Raw genomic sequence first — 17,976 nt, 5'->3', positions numbered from 1 at the left:
CTTGGTGGACACTAACGGACTTGAACCGCTGACCCTTCGCACGTCAAGCGAAAGCTCTACCAGCTGAGCTAAGTGTCCATTTCTTGAGTGCTTGATTATTATACCTCAGCCATATAAAAAAAGCAAGTGTTTTCTGCAAAAAAATATTTTTTTCACACATTGCATAATTTTTTAAAATTTTATAATTATCATTTGCCAAATATATCATTTAATGGTAAAATAATATTTGAGGTGAATAATAATGGTAAATAAAATTGTTAAAAATATAGATTTTCTAAAACAAAAATCCATACCTGCCACAAAACTCGATATAAATATAGTTAAAGACCTTCAGGATACTCTTTTAGCCAATAAAAGTTCATGCGTTGGAATGGCGGCAAATATGATAGGCTATAATAAAAGAATAATAATTGTAGACACTGGACTTATGACTGTAACTATGCTAAATCCTAAAATAACAAAAAAATCTGAACCCTACGAAACCGAAGAAGCTTGTCTTTCATTAATTGGTATCCGCAAAACAAAAAGATATAATAAAATTGAAGTTGAATACGAAGATGTTTCTTTCAAAAAACACATTGGAAAATTCAATGGATTAACTGCTCAAATTATTCAGCACGAAATTGACCATTGTGATGGAATTATAATTTAAAATCAAACAAAAAAACACTTGCAATTATTTAAGGTTTGATGTATAATAATTAATAGTTTGCGGGTGTGGCGAAATTGGCAGACGCGCTAGATTTAGGTTCTAGTGGTAACCCCGTGCAGGTTCAAGTCCTGTCACCCGCACCATAACTGGACACCAATTTTGATACAATGCGTATCTTGATTGGTGTCCAGTTTCTTTTTGCAAAGTCCTTGATTCGCAAGGCTTTTTGATACTTTTTAACGATATAAGGCTTCGTGGCGTTCCGGAAACGGTCGCTGCGGAGCCTTTTGCGTTTTCTCCCATAACACTTTTTAACGAAAGGTCGAGGGGTGTGCAGATTTTAGTCGGGGGTGTGCATTTTCGGCAAAAAGGGTGTGCACATTTTAATTATTCCTCAAGAGCGCAAGAGAAAGGCCGCAAAACCTGTTCGCCCAAAATACGAACGACCTTGCGACCTTGTATCTTATTCTCCGACCTTGACCTCTGTGCCGTTCTTGAAAACGAAGGTAATCGCACCGTTCCTGTGGACGATTGCCTTCTCGACCATCACCGTCCAGATGGTGGCGCTCCACTCACGCAGCACCACCGGCTGTTTTTTGAGGGTGCGGATGTAAAGTGCCATTGCCTTGTCTTGCTGACTTTGCGTAGTACGCAGGTTCTGTAACCGCTCCAGTTCCGCAGCGGCTTTTTCGTAACGCTCGGTGAGGGCTTCATACTTTCTCAGATAAGCCTCCTGAGACTGTGCTGTAGAAGCGTTTTCCTTGACTGCCGCCTTGACCAGTTCGGCTACGACCTGTGTTTCCTCAAGCTGCCGTTCAATTTCTGCGTCCAATTCCACAAAGTCTGTCAGCGCACGGCGCATGGCTTCGCAGTCCTTGATGATCCGCTCCCGGTTCTCCATCATACGATTGTAGGCTTGAATAAAAAGCCGCTGCACGGTTTCCGTATCTACCGAGGGAGTATGGCAGCGTTCCTCGCCCTTGAACTTGCCATTGCATTGCCAGATGGTACGGCGGTAGCGGTCGGTGGAATGCCAGACCTTTGAGCCGAAGAAGCCACCGCAGTCCTCGCAGACCAGCTTGGCTGAAAGAACACTCTTTCCGCTGTAGGCTCTGCCCAGTGCCTTTCTTCTGGCAAACTCTGTCTGCACATGATCCCATTCGTCAGGATCGACAATGGCGGGATGGCTGCCTTCCACATAGTATTGCGGCACCTCACCCTCGTTGGGCTTCATCCTCTTTTCCAGAAAATCGACCGTGAAGGATTTCTGGAGTAGCGCATCGCCTTTGTATTTTTCATTTTGCAGAATGCTGGTGACCGTGGTCTTACTCCATTTATCCTTGCCGCCAGGTGACGGAATACCCAAGTCCTCCAAATATCTGCAAATGCTCGCCTGTGACTTGCCATCAAGGAAAAGGCGGTAAATCAGCTGAACAATTTTCGCTTCACTTTCCACAATGGTAGGTCTGCCGTCCTCGCCCTTTTCGTAGCCAAGGAAGCGTTTATAGGCAAGATGCACCTTTCCGTCAGCGAAGCTCTTACGCTGTCCCCAGGTGATGTTTTCCGAAATGCTGCGGCTTTCTTCTTGGGCAAGGCTCGACATGATGGTGATGAGCAGCTCACCCTTGCCGTCAAATGTGAAAATGCCCTCCTTTTCAAAGTAACATTCCACGCCGTTTTCCTTCAGCTTGCGGATGGTGACCAGGCTGTCCACGGTGTTCCTGGCAAATCGGCTGACCGACTTTGTGACAATGAGGTCGATTTTTCCGGCAAGAGCATCCGAAACCATACTGTTAAAGCCGTCTCGCTTTTTGGTATTACAGCCGGAAATACCCTCATCCGTATATACTTTTACGAAGTCCCATTCCGGCTTGGACTGTATGAATTTGGTGTAGTAATCCACCTGGGCTTCGTAGCTGGTGAACTGCTCGTCGCTGTCGGTAGAAACACGGGCATATCCAGCAACACGCCGCTTCTGCGCGGCCACCTTCGGCAGGTGTGTCAGCGGATTGATGGTTGCGGGTATCATGGTTACTTTAGGCATTGTGCTTGCTCCTCTCTAAGGCTTTTTGGCGTGCAGCTTCCTTCATCTCGTCCGTCCAGCTTTCACTACGGGAGCGGTCTTTCCATGTGCGTGTGACCTCCGAGCCATCTTTGAAGCAGAAAATTAGAATGTTTCCGTTGCATACCCGAATACTCTGTATCCGGCTGTGCAGCTGTTCCCGTGTAAAAGCCTTTACACCCAAAACTTCGGCTGTAACCTGTTGAAGCGTTGTTTCCGGTATCTGCTTGGAAGCACAGGCGGATTTGCCGAGTGTATTAAAGGTTCCGCATACCCAAACGATGCCCGTTTTGGTGGTCTTGCGGCGGTAGTTCTTTCCGCAGTTGTCGCATACCAGAAGGCTTGTGAATGGGTATGTGGTTCTCGGTGCTGGCTTCTTATTGAACTGAGCCGCCCGCCGTGCCTTCTCGGTCTGAACCGCATGAAAGGTCTTCATGTCAATAATGGCTTCGTGGGTGTTCTCTGCGTGGTATTTCGGCAATTCACCGTGGTTGATGACGGTTTTCTTCGTGATATGGTTCTCACGGAAGGTTTTCTGCAAAAGCAGATTGCCCGTATAGGTGTAGTTACTCAGTATCTTGGAAGCCACAGACTGGTTCCATTTCCCACCGAAGCGGGACGGAACACCTTCCTCAGTCAGCCGTTTGGCAACAGCCTGATAGCCGTCACCGGCAAGGTACTCGTTATAAATGCGGCGGACAAGTGCGGCTTCCTTTGGAACGATCTCGTACCGTCCGTCCTTTAGACGATATCCCAGCATGGCTCCGTTCCACGGCATTCCTTCCTCAAAGTTCCGCTTAATGCGCCACTTCTGGTTTTCACTTGCGGAGCGGCTTTCTTCCTGCGCATAGGACGCCAGAATGGTCAGCATCAGTTCACCGTCGGCGCTCATGGTGTGGATATTCTGTTCTTCAAAGAAAATGTCCACCTCCCAGGCTTTGAAGTCACGGACGGTCTGCAGCAGCGTGACCGTGTTTCGTGCAAAGCGGGAGATGGACTTGGTGATCACCATATCGATTTTTCCGGCATGGCAGTCGGCAATAAGCCTTTGAAAATCCGCTCTGGAATCCTTCGTGCCGGTCTTGGCTTCATCGGCATAGACGCCTGCATAGAGCCAGTCGCTATTTCTCTGGATAAGGTCGCTGTAATGGCTGACCTGTGCGGACAGCGAGTGAAGCATGGCGTCCTTGCCACTGGAAACACGGGCGTAGGCTGCGACTCGCTTTTTACGCTCCAGCTTCGGCGGTTTTGATACGGCGGTTATTCTTCCTGACATTGTGTCACCTCCTTGTAGTGTGACATATTACCTCTGAACTCACCGTATATCAAGTCAATCCCGCGGTATAAACTACACGAAGATATCCCATATTTTTCGGCCATAATTGTATCAATCGTGGCGTAATCCTTCGGGGTTAAAATCCCCATCGACAGCATTTGCTTTGCCTGGAGCATGGAGGCAAAATACTGCTCCAGCCGCTCTCTGTAGGCGTCATTCATCACAGCCACGCTCCCTTCCGAAGCGATCTGCAATATAGCAGGCGTGAGAGCAGTACCTTCTATGATTATTTCCATAGGCAGTAAAATGACGTCCGCAGCAGGCACAGGTGTACGCATAAACAGCTTTTCGGTTGACGCACTCCGGGTGTGACTTCCACCATGCAGTGCGGCAGGCGTCTGAGCAGAACTTTTTCGGCTTCTGCTTAGGGATGATTTTTATCAACTTCCCACACTGCTTGCAGGCAACGGCATTCTTTGCACTGTCACCCAGCCCGCTGCGGCGGCAAAAGGAGCGCACCGTATTATCCGAAATTCCGAGTTGCTCGCCGATTTTCACATAACTGACGCCCTGTAAGCGCAATATTCGTATTTGTTCTCTCTGCCAATCTGTCATAGAGTTTTCCTCCAGTCCGAGGGTTTGCCTCAGTACCGACTGGAGGGAAAACGCCTGTCTGGTCCGCAAAAAAATAACGCCCTCCACGGAAATGAATCCGCAGAGGGCGTATGCAAAGGTTACTTATTCGGGATCTTCAGCTTCATACCGCTGTAGATGACATTGCTTTTCAGCCCATTCAGGCTGACGATTTCCTTATAGCGGCTACCGTTGCCGAGATACTTCTTGGCAATCGCCCAGAGGGTGTCGCCATGCGCCACGGTATGGATACGGTAGTCATCGGCGGGTTTTGTGCTCGCCACGGCAAGTGCAGAGGTCTTGACCGGCGACATGATGGCGTACCTGCCGGATTCATCCTTGTTGATGACGGCACGGTCGCCGCTGACCTCGACCACATACCAGCGGAGCTTCTTCACCCAGCCGGGAATGGCTTTGCCGTTATAGTAGGTGCTGCCCGTGATGGTCACGAGGTCACCAACCTTGATAGACCCGGTGGGCTTGGCGGGTTCGGCAGGCTTTACATCACCGCCGAGAGCTGCCGTGACCTTCTCGGCAAGGTCGCCCATGCGGGAATACATCCAGTTGCCGGGGCAGGACTTGTTGGCGAACCACCTGTGGACGGTCAACACCATCTCGTCGGATTTCGGCGTGTAGTTCAGCGTTTTCGTTTTGTCTCCAAGCCAGAGTAGCTTGGTTTTGCCGTTGCGCTTGCAGATGTCGGTGCAAAGCTCGATGAGCCGCTGGTACACCACATCCTTGAACGCATACGGCTCGGTGTTGTCGCTGGCGCACTCAATGGTGACGGCTCTCTGGTCGTTGGCTGCGGAGGAGGAACACCAGGAGCGGTTCTTCTCTTCCACATACATCCCGACCCTTCCGTCTACACCGATGCCGTAGTTGCAGCTGGCCTGTCTGGAAGTTGGCAGAAAGATATTGCCCAGCGTCTCCACCGAGCACTGACCCACCACACAGTGAGGCGTGATGCGGTCAATGCTGTGGGTGCGCTGTCCAGAGTGGTTGGGACTGAGTTTGGTATAGGACACCAGAGGGCTGTTGGTATAAGCCATATTATTCATCCTCCTTTTCCGCACGGTCATGAAGGTGCTCCAGCACGGATTTCAGCTTCTGCGGAACAGGCAGTCCCAGGTATGCGGCGTTTTCCAACAGGGACACGCCCTCGTTCGACAGGTAGAAGAAAATGACGGCGGTACGCATCACCGAGCCGCTGCCGATGACACGGGTGTCGAGAATATGCCCGATGCCGACCAGAGCGAAGATGAGCACCTTTTTGAAAATGCCCTTGAAACCGACTTCGCTGGACAGCTTCTTATCCACCACAGCGCACATGATGCCGGTGATGTAGTCGATGACTACGAAAGCCAGAAGCGCGTAAAGCAAGCCGTCACATCCTCCCAAGAACCATCCGAGCCAGCCGCCGATACCGGCGAACACCACCTGAATGGTCGTCCAGAATTCTTTCATGTTGTTTGTCCTCCTTTGAAATTAAAAATGGGTATGAAAAAAGTGACGCCGGAGCGTCACGCTTTTCCGATAGCATAGATTGATACTTTGTAGGTTGCCGATGGTACCGTATTTGGTCTTACGGCAAATATCTTTCCGGGGTTGGTCGTTGTAGACCAGCTACTCGAACTGCCTCGCTCCACAAACATAGCGTAATTGCTGTTCTCCGTGGAGATATGGACATGAGGAATTTCCGCGAAGGTAAATGGAAAATTAGGGAGCGCAATTGCGCCGCTCTCATAGAGCACGCCCCATGCCGTCGAAATGGCGGTCGTAAAGGAATACTGACCCCAACATTCCGCTGTACCGCTTTTCCATTTGCGGTAATTCCAGATGCCGCTTGTCCCTTGCTGAATGACAAAATCTGCGAGGGGAGAGCCATCCACACGCATATCCCCAGCAACATCCAGCGTGGCCTGCGGCTCCGGCGTGTTGATGCCGACCTTCTTTTTCCGAAGCGCAATGAGCGGCGTGCCCTGCGGAACAGTAAAATACAGATCCAGACTGCTCAAGGAATAGAGCTTGTCTTGGATCTGCAAATGGAAGTCGTAGGAACTGTTGGCATCCAGATTGCACAGTTCCAAATTGGAGTAGCTGAAAGAAGTTCCGCTTTTTGTCGTGCCGGAATAGATGCTGGTGTAGCTGCCGTAACTGCTCTCACTGGTTTTCTTATACCGATACCGCACATAAACCACGCTGTTCTTCTGCGTCCCGTTTACTGTCACTGCGGAAATAGAACCGCTGAATTTGAGCTGCATTTCCGCTTCGATATCGTTGGTGCGCCGGAGCGTTATCGAGGATATCTTCGGCTTGGTGTACGGAATGACTGTCACCGTCCGTGAAGTTTCGGCGGTGTAGCCGCGGGAGTCCGTGACCGAGAGCGTGACCGTCACACTGCCGGACTTGGCGATCTTTCCGACTGTGATAGCAGACCCAGTTGAATTGGATGCGGATAAACCGTTGCAGGAAGCGGTATAGTTGGAAATGGACGCTCCGTTCTTCGCAGTCGCCGTTCCCGGTGTAACTTTGAGAGTCGAGTAGTCCTGTACGAACAGCTGATCGTTGCCCGTGAGGTTCTTTGTGGTCGTGTAGCTGTCGGCATAAGTGAATCCGCTTATGGTCGGAGCAGAATTGGTTGCCGTGGTCAGTACCGTGGCGGTCTTGCTTGAGGTGCTGCCGATCTGCGTAGACCCGCTGTAAGACGAAACCGCAAAGGTACCTATAAAGGACTTGATGGACGCCATAGCGTTCAACAGCGTTGTCCTCTGCGCCGATGTCAGCGTGACCGTGCGGTTCGCAGTGCCCTTCGACCAGGAAAGCCCGGAGATAGTCAGGATGGTCGCGCTGCCGTTTTTGAGCACCAGCGTATTGGTGTAGGAGGCTTCGTACACGGTCACATTGATGGTAATGGAAACCGTGGCATTGTCCGCCGTCACCGTGTTGACACTATTCACCACAGCACCGCCCAGCGTCTTGACCGTGGAACTGCCGGAAGTGCCGTAGACGTGGTTGTATTGCCGCCTTGCTCTGACTTTCACCGTATAGCTGGTGTTCGGTGAGAGCGAGGACAGTGTTACGCTGGCACTGGTGGATGCCGTCGTTGAGAACTGCGTCCAGCTCGAACCGCCGTTTGTGCTGTACTGCCAGATGTCCGCCGTGGCAGAGGATGTAGCGTAGATTTTGAACCCGTTTGCCGTGACATTCGATGTACTGAAGGTCACGGTAGGTGCGGAACGGTCGATGGTGGTCAGCGTCATACTGCCGCCGTACTCCTGGGGACCGTAGATATATACACGGGTCGAGAATCCGACCGCAATCGTTTTACTGCCGTTGCTGTCGTGCGCAACAGTGATCGTGCCGCTGACCGAGCCCTTCTTCGCCGGGAACACCTTGGAATCCCATGCGGTTCTTGCTTTGTAGTAGACCTGTGTCCCGTTGATGGTAACGGTGGTGGTGTCAATGGTATAGTAAGTGGAAGCACCACCGGCAGAGGTTAGTGTCCAAGAAAGCGTCGAGCTGTTACCGACCACATTCACGCTTTCTGAAATGTCCAGTTGAAGATAGCGCCCATCGTATGCCGCGCTTTTCCAAGTTGCCATAGCTTTCCCTCCTTAATCCAGAATGACGATGTTCAACCCCTCGGATGCCGTCGGCATCGGGACAAACTTCGTTTTGCCCACGGTCAGCTCGCCGTCCACCGTGGTTTTCTTGGTTTGCGTTTCGTCCTTGTTCAGGGTGAAGATCACCTCGTCGTTGTAGTAACCGGCGAACTCCGTGTTTGTGATGACCGTCCGCTGGGACGATGCGCTGTTGGATACCTCGATGCCCCGCTTGTCGATCTTGACCTCCTGCGTGTAGATCTCGTTGGGAGCGGGCGTCCACTTTCGGGGAATCGCTCCTTCGGAAATCATGATATCGGCGAGATAAATGGACGCATCCCGACAGTAGCAGTAAATACGCAAGGTGGGGTCGGTCACATCCGTGAGCGTTACGGAGTAATCCGTCCAGTCAAACGCCGTGGACTTATTGAACAGGTACTTGGTTTTGTTCCCGTTGTAGGTCACATAGAAATACCCGGACATGGTCGAGGATTTCTTTGCCCGAACCGAGATCGTATAGGTGCCGGGAACCACCCCTCGGATGTACTGCGACAACGAGGAGTATGCGCCCAGCACAAAGCAGGAGTCGGAAATGGTGTTGTTCTGGGTATCGGTGGAGGTATCTGTTTTTACCGTACCGGAGTAGCTCCAATCATCCGTGATGCCGTTCAGTCCGGAAGAGTTCTGCACATAGTTGATGCCGCCGATGTACTGCTCCTGCATGGTGACGGACAGTCCATCCACCGTGTGTTCCAATTCCGAAACACGGCTTTCGGAGTTCAGCACCCGTTCCTCCAGGATGCCTTGGTCGTTGGAGACCGATTCCACCGTTTCGGTAAGGGTCGCCACATAGCTGTTCAGCCCGTCGATGGTCTGTTGGAACTGTGCGTCCTTCTCGGTCAGAATGGAAATGGTGGTGCGGATCGTTTCAATGTCGTTCTGCACCACCCATTCGTTCCCGTCCCATATCTTCGTCTCCGGCGGGGTCACGGAGGTGTCCACCCAGAGCTGCCCCTCATAGGGGTTTTCCGGCGGCGTGTCCGAGGTGACCACATCGCAGAGACTGATAATCGTGAACTGTGCTGATGCGATCATCTCACCACCTCCTCAAAGCGCCACAACGACCATAAAGGTTGCCTTGGTATCCACATCGGCGCTGGACACCGACAGGGTCTTGCCGGTCTTGCTGCCGTTGGTTCCCCAAGAGGTATCGACTACACCGTCCTTGTTGTACTTCGTCCAGGTGTAACTGCCGTTTCCGGCTGCGTCCACCTCGGAGCCTGCCTGGTAGCAGACGGCGGTCAGCACGGTCGTGCCCTGGCCGTTCTTGAATACATCACCACCCGTGGAGGTGACGATGATCTGCAAAGGGTCGGAGTTGTCGATGAAGGTCGCCACATCGAAAAACTTCGTGTTATAAGAAGCGGATGCGGAATCCGTATCCTGGGCACAGCACTTGAATACGGCGTAGCTGTCCACCGCTGCGGCGTAGACCGTGAGGGTATTGGTGGCCGTGCCGGTGTACTTGTCAGCAGCGTCCGAGATCTTGCGCCAGCCGATACCGAAGTCTGCATCATAGCCGGTGGAAGAAGTAGCGGTGACGGAAGCGTCCATGACCGCCCACTTGTAGCTGACCTTGGTGGTGTCTACCGTAGAGCCGCGCCACAGCTCGGCCTTGGCGGTCAGACTGGCGACTTCCTCGTTCTTGAACACATTTCCGTTGGGTGTGGTGACCAGCAGGTCGACGATGCCGGAACCGTTGACCACACGGGAGAAGGAAATGGTCAGCGGATGGGTCAGCGATAGACCGGTGCTTTCGTCCTTGTAAGTGATGACACAGCGATAGTCGATGCCGGGCAGTTCCGCCATGACATTGGCCTTGACCGTGAGGATGTGGCTCTTGGCACCACTGAGGGCGTAGTTCGTGCCTGCGGTGATGGCGGTGTTGCTGTCGCCCACATACCACTTGACCGAGGTGACATTGGCGGTGGCGATCTGGTCGGCAGTGGTGCCGATGACATACAGACTGGGTGTCAGAACGAGGTTCTTCGTTTTCCAGTCGGGGGTGTAACTGCCGTTGTCGGGGTTATACATCTGAGTCTTGGCGAGGTTCGAGCCGATGTACCCCGTCAGCGTCAGTGCGTCATTGTAGTCGATGATGGTAAACTGGCCTTGTGCTTTGCTCATGTGAGAAGCCTCCTTTGAAGTTGTTGTATCTGAACCGGACACTGTGCCGGTTTCTGTTGTGGGTTCTGCGGTTGCCATAGTAAATTCCTCCGTTATAACAGGCTCTGCCTGGTCGTGGTGTCGATGAGGTCACAATAAAAAGTGGCGCGGACTTTGACATCCGCACCGGTGATGACCACGGACTTTGCGCCGCCGAAATGCTGTTCATTCCAGGCTTTGTCCGCTTCCGTATCCTCCGACACCCTTGTCCAAACAAACTGGTTGGCATCCAGCGTGTCGGTGATGTCCTCGTCCCAGGAGTAAACCTTGGCGGAAAGCAGCGTTTTCACATTGCCGTTTTTGAAGATGTTCCCGTTGGACGAGATAATGACCAGCCGGAGCATTTTCTGCTTCTCGATGGTGGTGATGCGGTCGCTGACCTCTGTGACCTCCTTGCTGGTGGCGTAGGCACGAAGCACGACCTCGCCGCTCTCCAAATCCCACCAGGACGAGCCGTCTTGCGACTGGATGACACCCGCCTTGATGATGTTCGCCACCAAAGAGCCGGAGGTGATGAAGTCTGCGACGATCTGTCCGTCTGCCGTGATAGCGGTTTCGTAGGGGCCGTTGTAGCCGTTATGGGAAAAGCCCAGGCCGCCCACATTCCACCGCCAGACATTCACGGCTTCGTCAACGGAGGGAGTGTCCAGAATGAGCAGCTCGTAGGGCTGCCCGCTTTCGCTGTCTGTGTTAATAACCACATAGCCGCCGCTCTGGCCGGTGATAAGCCCGGTGGCCTTGCCGATGGCGGTTTGGAGCAGCTTCGGAAAGCGTCCCACCGTGGACTCCACCTTGTCGACCGTGGACTGCACCTCGGAGATAGTGGTGATCATGCTGGACTTGCTCTGCCCAAGGGAGATGCTCTTGTACCGCTCGGCGAGGGTGTCGTACACGGTTTCGATGACCATAGCCGACACGCTGACACCCAATAGCGAGTGTCGAATGGTGACGGTATCGCAGAGGTTGACCCGCTCCAGCAGTGCCGAATACTCCGGCTGTTTCCAGAGCGGCTCAAAGGACACCTTCACCGTGGGGATAGTCGCTCCCAGCGGATTTGCCTTGATGTAACTGTTTGCTTTTGCTCTGAGGGCTTCCTCGGTCACAACTCCGTCAAACTGGTCGGAGAAATCCATGATAAGCGTTTTCGCCCGGACGATCTCCGAGGTCACAATGGGGAGCGTTATCTCCGGCAGCGAGATCACCGTTTCGGTGTCCGAGCCTTCCGGGGTGTACACGGCATACGGGAGCAGTGCGGTATACACGCCGCTGTTGTCCTCGTCCTGCTCCAGGGCGATGAGGTTCTTGCCGTATTCAATGACCACGCCGGTCTTCTGCCCACGGTGCGAATGGAACTTTACCGTGAAGTTGTCCCACTCAAACTCGCCGTGCCATTTGGAGAGCATGGAGCCTTCCGTACCGCCGAGGCAGGCTCGGACGCTCTTCGGCTGCGTGACGGAAAACGCCTTTGCATCCGAGTAGTTCGTCCAGCCCGTAAAGCGGGTATCTCCGGAAAGGAGCTGCGAGAGAATAAGCTGCGGAGAGCGGCTCTCGGTCGAAAACGGCAGCACCGGCACATTGGCAAGGTCATACGAAATATGCTGACCGTAGATCGTGATGATGCCGTTTAAGGGTTTCGTGATGCGGTAAATGCGGAATGCCTGGTCGGCGGCGGTGTCGTTGGGTTTTGCCTTGATAATGCACTCCTTGGTGATAAGCCCATAGTGCTGACTGCTGACAGGGTATTTGAGTAAGCACTCGAACACACCGTTTCGCTCTTCAGTGACTTCGCAGGAAATGGTATCCGTCATCACACCAAGGCCGAATGAGAAAAAGTCTGTTGTGTTAGGTGGATAAAGAACAGGAATCACGAACGCCACCTCCTTCCGGGCATAAAAATACCACCGGGGATTTCTCCCTGGTGGTTGAGTATAAATGATTTACTTGTAGCTCGACAAACCGGAAGTTAGCGATTTCTTTTTCCGGTATTCTCTGTCCCTCGGATTTCCTCATGATAGAAATAATCTACGATCACCGGATGTCCCTGCGGGACTCTGCCATAAGGCATTTCATTATCCACAAAGGGACAATCATACTTCTTAGCCATTTCCTCAGCTTTTACTTCAAGTGCTTCAAAATAACTGCGGTTATGCTTGTTATAGATCTCATCGTAAAGCGGTACAAGATCAAGATATTTTCCGGCGATATAATCCATGATCGTCTTTTTGAAGCCGCCTCGAAGATTGAGGTTTTCGAGCCAGAACAGATCACACTGATCCTTTACCCGCTCAAAGATGGATTCAAAATCCGTGATGCCGGGGAATACCGGAGATACGAAACAGACTGTACGGATACCTGCATCATATACTTGCTTCATAGCAGCGATGCGCCGCTCAATGCTCGAAGCAGAGTCCATATCGTTCTTGAAATTTTCATCCAGTGTGTTGATCGACCATGAAACGGTCACTCGTCCAAGGTTCTTCAGCAGATCAATATCCCGTACCACAAGATCAGACTTTGTGCAGATCAAAATATCTGCGTCACTGCCGATTAACTGCTCCAGAAGTTTTCTGGTATTCCCGAATTGCTCCTCCTGTGGATTGTAGCCATCCGTCACAGAACCGATGACCACACGCTGTCCGGCATATTTCTTCGGATTTTTAATTTCCGGCCAATGCTTCACATCAAGGAAAGTGCCCCATTCCTCCGTGTGTCCGGTAAAGCGCTTCATAAAAGAAGCATAGCAATACTTGCAGGCATGTGTACAGCCCACATAGGGATTGACCGAGTACCCGCCTACCGGCAGACTGGACTTGGTCATGATGTTCTTTGTTTCCACCTCACGAATGAGGATTCCATCGATTACTTCTGCCATGATCTCTGTACCTCTAACACTTTATTGAATTCCTCCGGCATTTCCTGAATCATATTTTCATCCCCTATGATAGGGACAAGGTCTTCCTTCATAAACACCGGAATGCCGAGTGCGTGTGCCTGATCCGTCAGAGACCATGCCCATTCCGGCTCCGTATGAATCTTCCTGCTCTGAGCCCCGGTCATAGTGCCGACAACGATCCAGTTGATTCCGGAAAGGTCAACTGTACCGGGATCGTCGAATAACGGTTCAAAGGTAACATGGTAATGCTTTGCTCTGATGTTTTTCCGAAGGGCGTCGATACGCCACAGTTCGGCTTTCCTCGTCACCGTAACGCCAAACCATGCGTTTTCCAGATCGGTATCAAAATCCAGCAGATCGGGGCGCTTGGTAAGAAACAAGAACTGATGCTGTGGATTTTCACGGATCTTTGCAAATACCTCGTCTCTCCATTCCGGCTTCCATCCGGAGAGATCGCTCATGCCGGTAAGAAGAAAGTTTTGCGGACGTTTCTTTTCCATCATCTTGAGCTTACCCGGAAAGAACTTAGGATCAGCGAAGTCATCGATCATATGCCAGCGTTTCACATTGTTGCGGGCATAGCAATATGCACAACCCACTGTGCAGCCGATGACGAGATTCATGTTCTGAATCTGATCTTTGATACAAATACTCATGACTTCTGCCACTCCTCAAGATTCTTTCTGATGCGGTCGAGGCATTCCTCAAACCGGGTAATTTCTTCCTCTGAAAAACCCTTGTAGTAAATGCTGCCCATCTCATCAGATACAGAATCGTACTCGCCCTTTAAGGCATGTGCTTTCTCAGTCAGAAACAGGAGTGTTTTCCTTTTGTCCGTTTCAGACTGAACACGGCTTATCAGTCCTTGATGTTCCATTCTTTCCAGCATCGTCGTAAGAGATGTTATCGCTAATCCGCATTTGACCGAGAGTGACCTGATCGAGATTCCATCCTCCTGCCACAGCACATAAAGAATGCGCCCCTGGGCTCCATTGAACGCATCAATATTCTTTTCGCTGAGAATCTTCTCAAAAATCCGGTCCCCAAGCTGTTTTATTTTGGTGACAAGAAATCCTCCATTTGTTTTCATGAAAAAGCTCCTATATAGTAGTTTATCAAATTATACTATATAGGAGCTTTATTGTCAAGAGCTTGTATGTTTGGATAGAGGTAAATTCCGACTTGTCGTTCTCATTTAAAAACATTATACCATACTTTTTTGAATTTTTCTACCGCTTACAATCGGGAACGACCTTACAAACAGCACCACCTCGGAATGACCTCGATCCGCTGCACATTTCCTGCACAGGCGATGGTGGTCGTTCCCGGCTTGAGCATAGGAAAGCCGTCGCCGGTAACGGTATCGTTTTTGAGGGTGGTATCCTTAAAGCAATTCATGAGTTCGCTGTCGATTTCGATGCACTCATCGACCTCTGAAATCGTCCACAGGCTCGCACCTTCGCCTTCCGGCTGAACCATGAGCCGAATCAGACCGCTACCATAGATTTTCATATATGGTCGGCTCTCAAAAGCGGTCGGATTGGTAATCGTCAGTTCGGAAGCGTCAGCCGACACCGTCTGCTGTCCCGCAAAGCTGTATTTGAAAGGCTTGCAGTTGAAGGTCACGGTGAAGCAGCCGATTTTATTCAGTTGCTCCTCAATATCCAGATTGCCGGATATGACTCCGTAACGGAAATACTCCGCATCGTAGGAGTCGGTGAGTTCGTGGTATCTGTCCGGCTCGGAGTACAGCCAGCCCTTGATGTCCCGCAGGACAGCGGCAAGTGCGGCTATATTCTTCCGTGCGAGGAACACCGTGTAGGTCACTTTGATGTTGGCAAAGCGGCGGTTCGGATTGATGATGTCACCGCTCCTGCCGGGAATGGAAATGAACTCCGCATCGTATTCCGGTGCGGAGAACACGTCCTTCTTCTCGATATGCAGACCGAAATCAGCGGAACTGCGGCCGTTGTAGGTAAAATAGGTCATGCGAATACCACTCCTTTCCGCTGGGCAAACTGGTTTGCCGTTTCCATGACTTCGGAGGTGAGCTGACGGATGTCCTCGCTGCTGTAATTGTTGAAGGTGGCGATGTTCAGAGCGATAGTGAAAGCGGACGCCGCCTTGCCGACCACGCCGTCCACCGCAGAACGGATCGAGCCGTTCACATCAAAGTCGATAGGCAAAGCCGTCTGCATATCGTGGGCAAGGTCGCCCATGACGCCGTTGATGTCCTCGGCCATTCCTTCTGCGGCTTTGACCGCTTCATCGCCGTTGTCGTCAATGGAGCCTGCAAGACCCTTGACCAGCATTTCACCGACCCATGCCATCTCCTTCGAGGGCGAATGGATACCGAAGAAATCGCAGATGCCGTCCCAGATGGAAGAGATCCACCCGGACACCTTGTCCCACAGCCACGAGGCAAGCTGGGTAATACCGCTCCACAGTCCCTTGACGATGTTGCCGCCGATTTCTACGATCTTATACATCAGAGAGCCGAAGGCTTTCACGATGCCCGCAATGATCTGCGGCACGGCCTTGACGATTTCCACGATGATGGTGGGCAGGTTTTCAATCAGCGCAACGAACAACTGAACGCCTGCCATGATGATCTTATCGATGTTCCCGACCAGTGCATTGACAATGCCGGAGATGATCTGCGGAATGGCCTGCACGATGGTCGTGATGATCTGCGGTAAAGCCTGTATCAGCGAGATCAGCAGGTCGATGCCCGCTTGGATGATTTGCGGAATGGCGTTAAGCACGGCGGTAATAATGCCGTCTATGATTTTCGGGATAGCTTCCACGATTGCCATAATGATATCCGGCAAGGCAGTCACCAGCGAGGTCAGAAGTTGAATGCCCGTTTCAATGATCTGCGGGATGGAATCCAGCAGAAAGGTAATGATACCGTTGATGATTTCCGGCAGGGCGGCGATCAGTACGGGCAGCGCATCGAGAAGTCCTTGCGCCAGTCCTGTGATAAGCTGCAGCGCGGCATCCAGAAGCATCGGCAGACTGTCCACCAGACCTTGTACGATGGTAACGATAGCCTGCACCGCCGCCGGGATGAGCGTGGGCAGTGCATCCGCAATGCCTGTCACCAGTGTAGACACCAGCTGAACCGCAGCCTCAATAAGCAGGGGCAGATTCTCGATCAGCGTATTCACGATGGTCATGAGCGCGGACACCGCCGCCGGGATAAGCTGCGGAAGCAAAGAAAGCAGCGTTTCCAGCACCTGCGAGAACAGTTCGGTGACTGCTTCCAGCAGTGTGGGCAGCAGTTCACCCACAGCCGTCAGCAGGGCATCCAGCGCCGCCACGATGTTCTCAATAACCGGGGTGATGTTCGCCACCACGGTCTTGAAGGCATCCACCATGTTGTTGCACAGCAGCTCCATGTCAGCGTCCGCATCACCAAAGCCTACAATGAGGTTCGAGACGGCGGATTTCAACGCATTGACAGAGCCGGAAATGGTGGCTTCCGCTTCTTTTGCGGTCGTACCGGCAATGTCCATGCTCTCCTGCATGACATGGATGGCTTCCACCACATCTGCGTAGGAGGAGATGTCGTACTTGACGCCGGATATCTTCTCCGCATCGGCAAGCAGTCGCTCCATTTCCTGCTTTGTGCCGCCGTAGCCCAGTTTGAGGTTGTCGAGCATCGTGTAGTTCTGCTTGGCAAAACCCTGGTAGGCATTCTGAATGGAGGACATATCCGTACCCATCTTGTTGGCGTTATCGGACATATCCGTAATTGCCATATCCGCATACTTTGCGGCTTTCTCGGTATCACCGCCGAGAGACTGGATGAGGCTTGCGGAGAAGCCCGTGACCGTTTCCATGTACTCGTTGGCAGAAAGCCCTGCCGTTTTGTATGCGTTGGCGGCGTACCGCTGGATCTCCTGCGAGGACCCCTTGAACAGAGTGTCAACACCGCCGACCAGCTGCTCATAGTCCGCATAGGCGGCGATGACTTCTTTGCCGAGCTTCACGGCGGCGGCTCCTGCGGCAACAGCCACGGCACCGAGTGCCACACCTACGGTTTTGAGAACCTTGCCGAAGCCTTCAAACTTACTGCCGGATTCCTCCGCAGCCTTGCCGCCCTCCTTGATGGCTTTCTCGTTCTCGTCCAGCTCACGGTTCATATCGTTGAGGGCGGCTTCGGCATTGTTGAGTTGGATCTGCCAGTTCTGGGTGCGGCGGTCGTTCTCTCCGAAAGAGGTGGCGGCATTCTGCAGAGCCTTGCGAAGGGTGTCGATTTTTGTTGTCTGCTCATCGATCTCTTTTCGCAGCACCTTGTTCCGTGCGGCGAGTGCCTCCACGGATTTATCGTTCTTATCGAACTGAGAGGTGGCGAGCTTCATTTCGGAGCCGAGCACCTTGAAGGATTGGTTGATATCCGCCAGTGCCTTTTTGAACTCCTTTTCTCCCTCAAGGCCGATCTTCAGTCCGAAACTATCTGCCATGTACCGTCACCTCCTTAAATGCCGTCCGGGATAATATCGTCAATGTAGTGTTCGTGAGCAGGAACAGCCTGTCCGTTATACTGCTTGTGACACTCCCATAAGTCCAAAAGCAATCCAAACGGCATCAGCCACACCTCATCCTGGCTGAGATGAAGGTGGGCAA

At 52.1% G+C, this 17,976-nt stretch carries 16 protein-coding genes and 2 tRNA genes; 2 read left to right on the top strand and 16 right to left on the bottom strand.

The window, feature by feature from the left end:
- Nucleotides 1-2: 2 nt before the first annotated feature.
- Nucleotides 3-78, bottom strand: a tRNA-Val gene (locus tag C9914_RS05640).
- A 163-nt stretch (nucleotides 79-241) separates the two neighbouring features.
- Between C9914_RS05640 and C9914_RS05635 the strand changes: the two genes are divergently transcribed.
- Together C9914_RS05635 and C9914_RS05630 are read left to right on the top strand one after the other, a co-directional pair.
- Nucleotides 242-652, top strand: coding sequence for a peptide deformylase (locus C9914_RS05635; RefSeq protein ID WP_022263801.1), 411 nt, complete (start codon nucleotides 242-244; stop codon nucleotides 650-652).
- A gap of 59 nt (nucleotides 653-711) precedes the next feature.
- Nucleotides 712-795: transfer RNA gene (locus C9914_RS05630), tRNA-Leu, on the top strand.
- Nucleotides 796-1,115: 320 nt separating this feature from the next.
- On the opposite strand, the gene C9914_RS05625 is transcribed toward C9914_RS05630, so the two are convergent.
- The 15 genes from C9914_RS05625 to C9914_RS05555 form a co-directional block, all read right to left on the bottom strand.
- Nucleotides 1,116-2,696 carry a recombinase family protein gene (locus C9914_RS05625; RefSeq protein WP_106764000.1) on the bottom strand — a complete coding sequence of 527 codons (1,581 nt, stop codon included), beginning with the start codon at nucleotides 2,694-2,696 and terminating at the stop codon, nucleotides 1,116-1,118.
- A complete protein-coding gene (locus tag C9914_RS05620) occupies nucleotides 2,689-3,990 on the bottom strand; it encodes a recombinase family protein (protein ID WP_106763998.1) in 1,302 nt (433 codons plus the stop codon). Before C9914_RS05620 ends, C9914_RS05625 begins: the two co-directional genes overlap by 8 nt.
- Nucleotides 3,975-4,211, bottom strand: coding sequence for an SHOCT domain-containing protein (locus C9914_RS05615; protein ID WP_106763996.1), 237 nt, complete (start codon nucleotides 4,209-4,211; stop codon nucleotides 3,975-3,977). The genes C9914_RS05620 and C9914_RS05615 overlap by 16 nt, the downstream gene beginning before the upstream one ends.
- Nucleotides 4,204-4,605, bottom strand: coding sequence for an RNA polymerase subunit sigma-70 (locus tag C9914_RS05610; RefSeq protein ID WP_106763995.1), 402 nt, complete (start codon nucleotides 4,603-4,605; stop codon nucleotides 4,204-4,206). The genes C9914_RS05615 and C9914_RS05610 overlap by 8 nt, the downstream gene beginning before the upstream one ends.
- Nucleotides 4,606-4,724: 119 nt before the next feature.
- Nucleotides 4,725-5,672 (bottom strand): peptidoglycan recognition protein family protein, encoded by a 948-nt coding sequence (locus C9914_RS11755; protein WP_158707341.1) that lies wholly within the window; start codon nucleotides 5,670-5,672, stop codon nucleotides 4,725-4,727.
- A 1-nt stretch (nucleotide 5,673) separates the two neighbouring features.
- The gene (locus tag C9914_RS05600; protein ID WP_106763993.1) at nucleotides 5,674-6,087 is read right to left on the bottom strand and encodes a phage holin family protein; all 414 of its coding nucleotides are present in this window, start codon (nucleotides 6,085-6,087) and stop codon (nucleotides 5,674-5,676) included.
- A gap of 56 nt (nucleotides 6,088-6,143) precedes the next feature.
- Entirely contained in the window at nucleotides 6,144-8,225 is a 2,082-nt protein-coding gene (locus C9914_RS05595) for a DUF859 family phage minor structural protein (protein ID WP_106763991.1), read from the bottom strand.
- A gap of 12 nt (nucleotides 8,226-8,237) precedes the next feature.
- Nucleotides 8,238-9,320: a hypothetical protein gene (locus tag C9914_RS11475; RefSeq protein ID WP_158707340.1), complete on the bottom strand. Its 1,083-nt coding sequence runs from the start codon at nucleotides 9,318-9,320 to the stop codon at nucleotides 8,238-8,240.
- A gap of 12 nt (nucleotides 9,321-9,332) precedes the next feature.
- Entirely contained in the window at nucleotides 9,333-10,490 is a 1,158-nt protein-coding gene (locus C9914_RS05585; protein ID WP_242972064.1) for a hypothetical protein, read from the bottom strand.
- A 14-nt stretch (nucleotides 10,491-10,504) separates the two neighbouring features.
- A complete protein-coding gene (locus C9914_RS05580) occupies nucleotides 10,505-12,319 on the bottom strand; it encodes a phage tail spike protein (protein WP_106763987.1) in 1,815 nt (604 codons plus the stop codon).
- Between the two features lie 95 nt (nucleotides 12,320-12,414).
- Nucleotides 12,415-13,323, bottom strand: coding sequence for a radical SAM mobile pair protein B (locus C9914_RS05575; protein WP_106763986.1), 909 nt, complete (start codon nucleotides 13,321-13,323; stop codon nucleotides 12,415-12,417).
- A complete protein-coding gene (locus C9914_RS05570; RefSeq protein WP_106763984.1) occupies nucleotides 13,311-14,000 on the bottom strand; it encodes a radical SAM mobile pair protein A in 690 nt (229 codons plus the stop codon). The genes C9914_RS05575 and C9914_RS05570 overlap by 13 nt, the downstream gene beginning before the upstream one ends.
- Nucleotides 13,997-14,434 carry a radical SAM mobile pair system MarR family transcriptional regulator gene (locus C9914_RS05565; protein WP_009219716.1) on the bottom strand — a complete coding sequence of 146 codons (438 nt, stop codon included), beginning with the start codon at nucleotides 14,432-14,434 and terminating at the stop codon, nucleotides 13,997-13,999. The genes C9914_RS05570 and C9914_RS05565 overlap by 4 nt, the downstream gene beginning before the upstream one ends.
- A gap of 164 nt (nucleotides 14,435-14,598) precedes the next feature.
- Nucleotides 14,599-15,333 (bottom strand): distal tail protein Dit, encoded by a 735-nt coding sequence (locus C9914_RS05560; RefSeq protein WP_106763982.1) that lies wholly within the window; start codon nucleotides 15,331-15,333, stop codon nucleotides 14,599-14,601.
- Nucleotides 15,330-17,813, bottom strand: coding sequence for a phage tail protein (locus C9914_RS05555; RefSeq protein ID WP_106763980.1), 2,484 nt, complete (start codon nucleotides 17,811-17,813; stop codon nucleotides 15,330-15,332). The genes C9914_RS05560 and C9914_RS05555 overlap by 4 nt, the downstream gene beginning before the upstream one ends.
- Nucleotides 17,814-17,976 lie beyond the last annotated feature (163 nt).

It is taken from the genome of Pseudoruminococcus massiliensis, assembly GCF_900291955.1.
GTDB lineage: Bacteria > Bacillota > Clostridia > Oscillospirales > Acutalibacteraceae > Pseudoruminococcus > Pseudoruminococcus massiliensis.
Note: the sequence above shows the minus strand (reverse complement) of the source record. Positions and strands in the feature narration are given on the sequence as shown.

Bases quoted from the DNA above. Each gene is read 5' to 3' on its own strand.
- C9914_RS05600 (WP_106763993.1), bottom strand. From the start codon at position 6,087: ATGAAAGAATTCTGGACGACCATTCAGGTGGTGTTCGCCGGTATCGGC.
- C9914_RS05635 (WP_022263801.1), top strand. From the start codon at position 242: ATGGTAAATAAAATTGTTAAAAATATAGATTTTCTAAAACAAAAATCC.
- C9914_RS05625 (WP_106764000.1), bottom strand. From the start codon at position 2,696: ATGCCTAAAGTAACCATGATACCCGCAACCATCAATCCGCTGACACAC.
- C9914_RS05620 (WP_106763998.1), bottom strand. From the start codon at position 3,990: ATGTCAGGAAGAATAACCGCCGTATCAAAACCGCCGAAGCTGGAGCGT.
- C9914_RS05560 (WP_106763982.1), bottom strand. From the start codon at position 15,333: ATGACCTATTTTACCTACAACGGCCGCAGTTCCGCTGATTTCGGTCTG.
- C9914_RS05565 (WP_009219716.1), bottom strand. From the start codon at position 14,434: ATGAAAACAAATGGAGGATTTCTTGTCACCAAAATAAAACAGCTTGGG.
- C9914_RS05575 (WP_106763986.1), bottom strand. From the start codon at position 13,323: ATGGCAGAAGTAATCGATGGAATCCTCATTCGTGAGGTGGAAACAAAG.
- C9914_RS05615 (WP_106763996.1), bottom strand. From the start codon at position 4,211: ATGAATGACGCCTACAGAGAGCGGCTGGAGCAGTATTTTGCCTCCATG.
- C9914_RS05585 (WP_242972064.1), bottom strand. From the start codon at position 10,490: ATGGCAACCGCAGAACCCACAACAGAAACCGGCACAGTGTCCGGTTCA.
- C9914_RS11475 (WP_158707340.1), bottom strand. From the start codon at position 9,320: ATGATCGCATCAGCACAGTTCACGATTATCAGTCTCTGCGATGTGGTC.
- C9914_RS05570 (WP_106763984.1), bottom strand. From the start codon at position 14,000: ATGAGTATTTGTATCAAAGATCAGATTCAGAACATGAATCTCGTCATC.
- C9914_RS11755 (WP_158707341.1), bottom strand. From the start codon at position 5,672: ATGGCTTATACCAACAGCCCTCTGGTGTCCTATACCAAACTCAGTCCC.
- C9914_RS05610 (WP_106763995.1), bottom strand. From the start codon at position 4,605: ATGACAGATTGGCAGAGAGAACAAATACGAATATTGCGCTTACAGGGC.
- C9914_RS05555 (WP_106763980.1), bottom strand. From the start codon at position 17,813: ATGGCAGATAGTTTCGGACTGAAGATCGGCCTTGAGGGAGAAAAGGAG.
- C9914_RS05595 (WP_106763991.1), bottom strand. From the start codon at position 8,225: ATGGCAACTTGGAAAAGCGCGGCATACGATGGGCGCTATCTTCAACTG.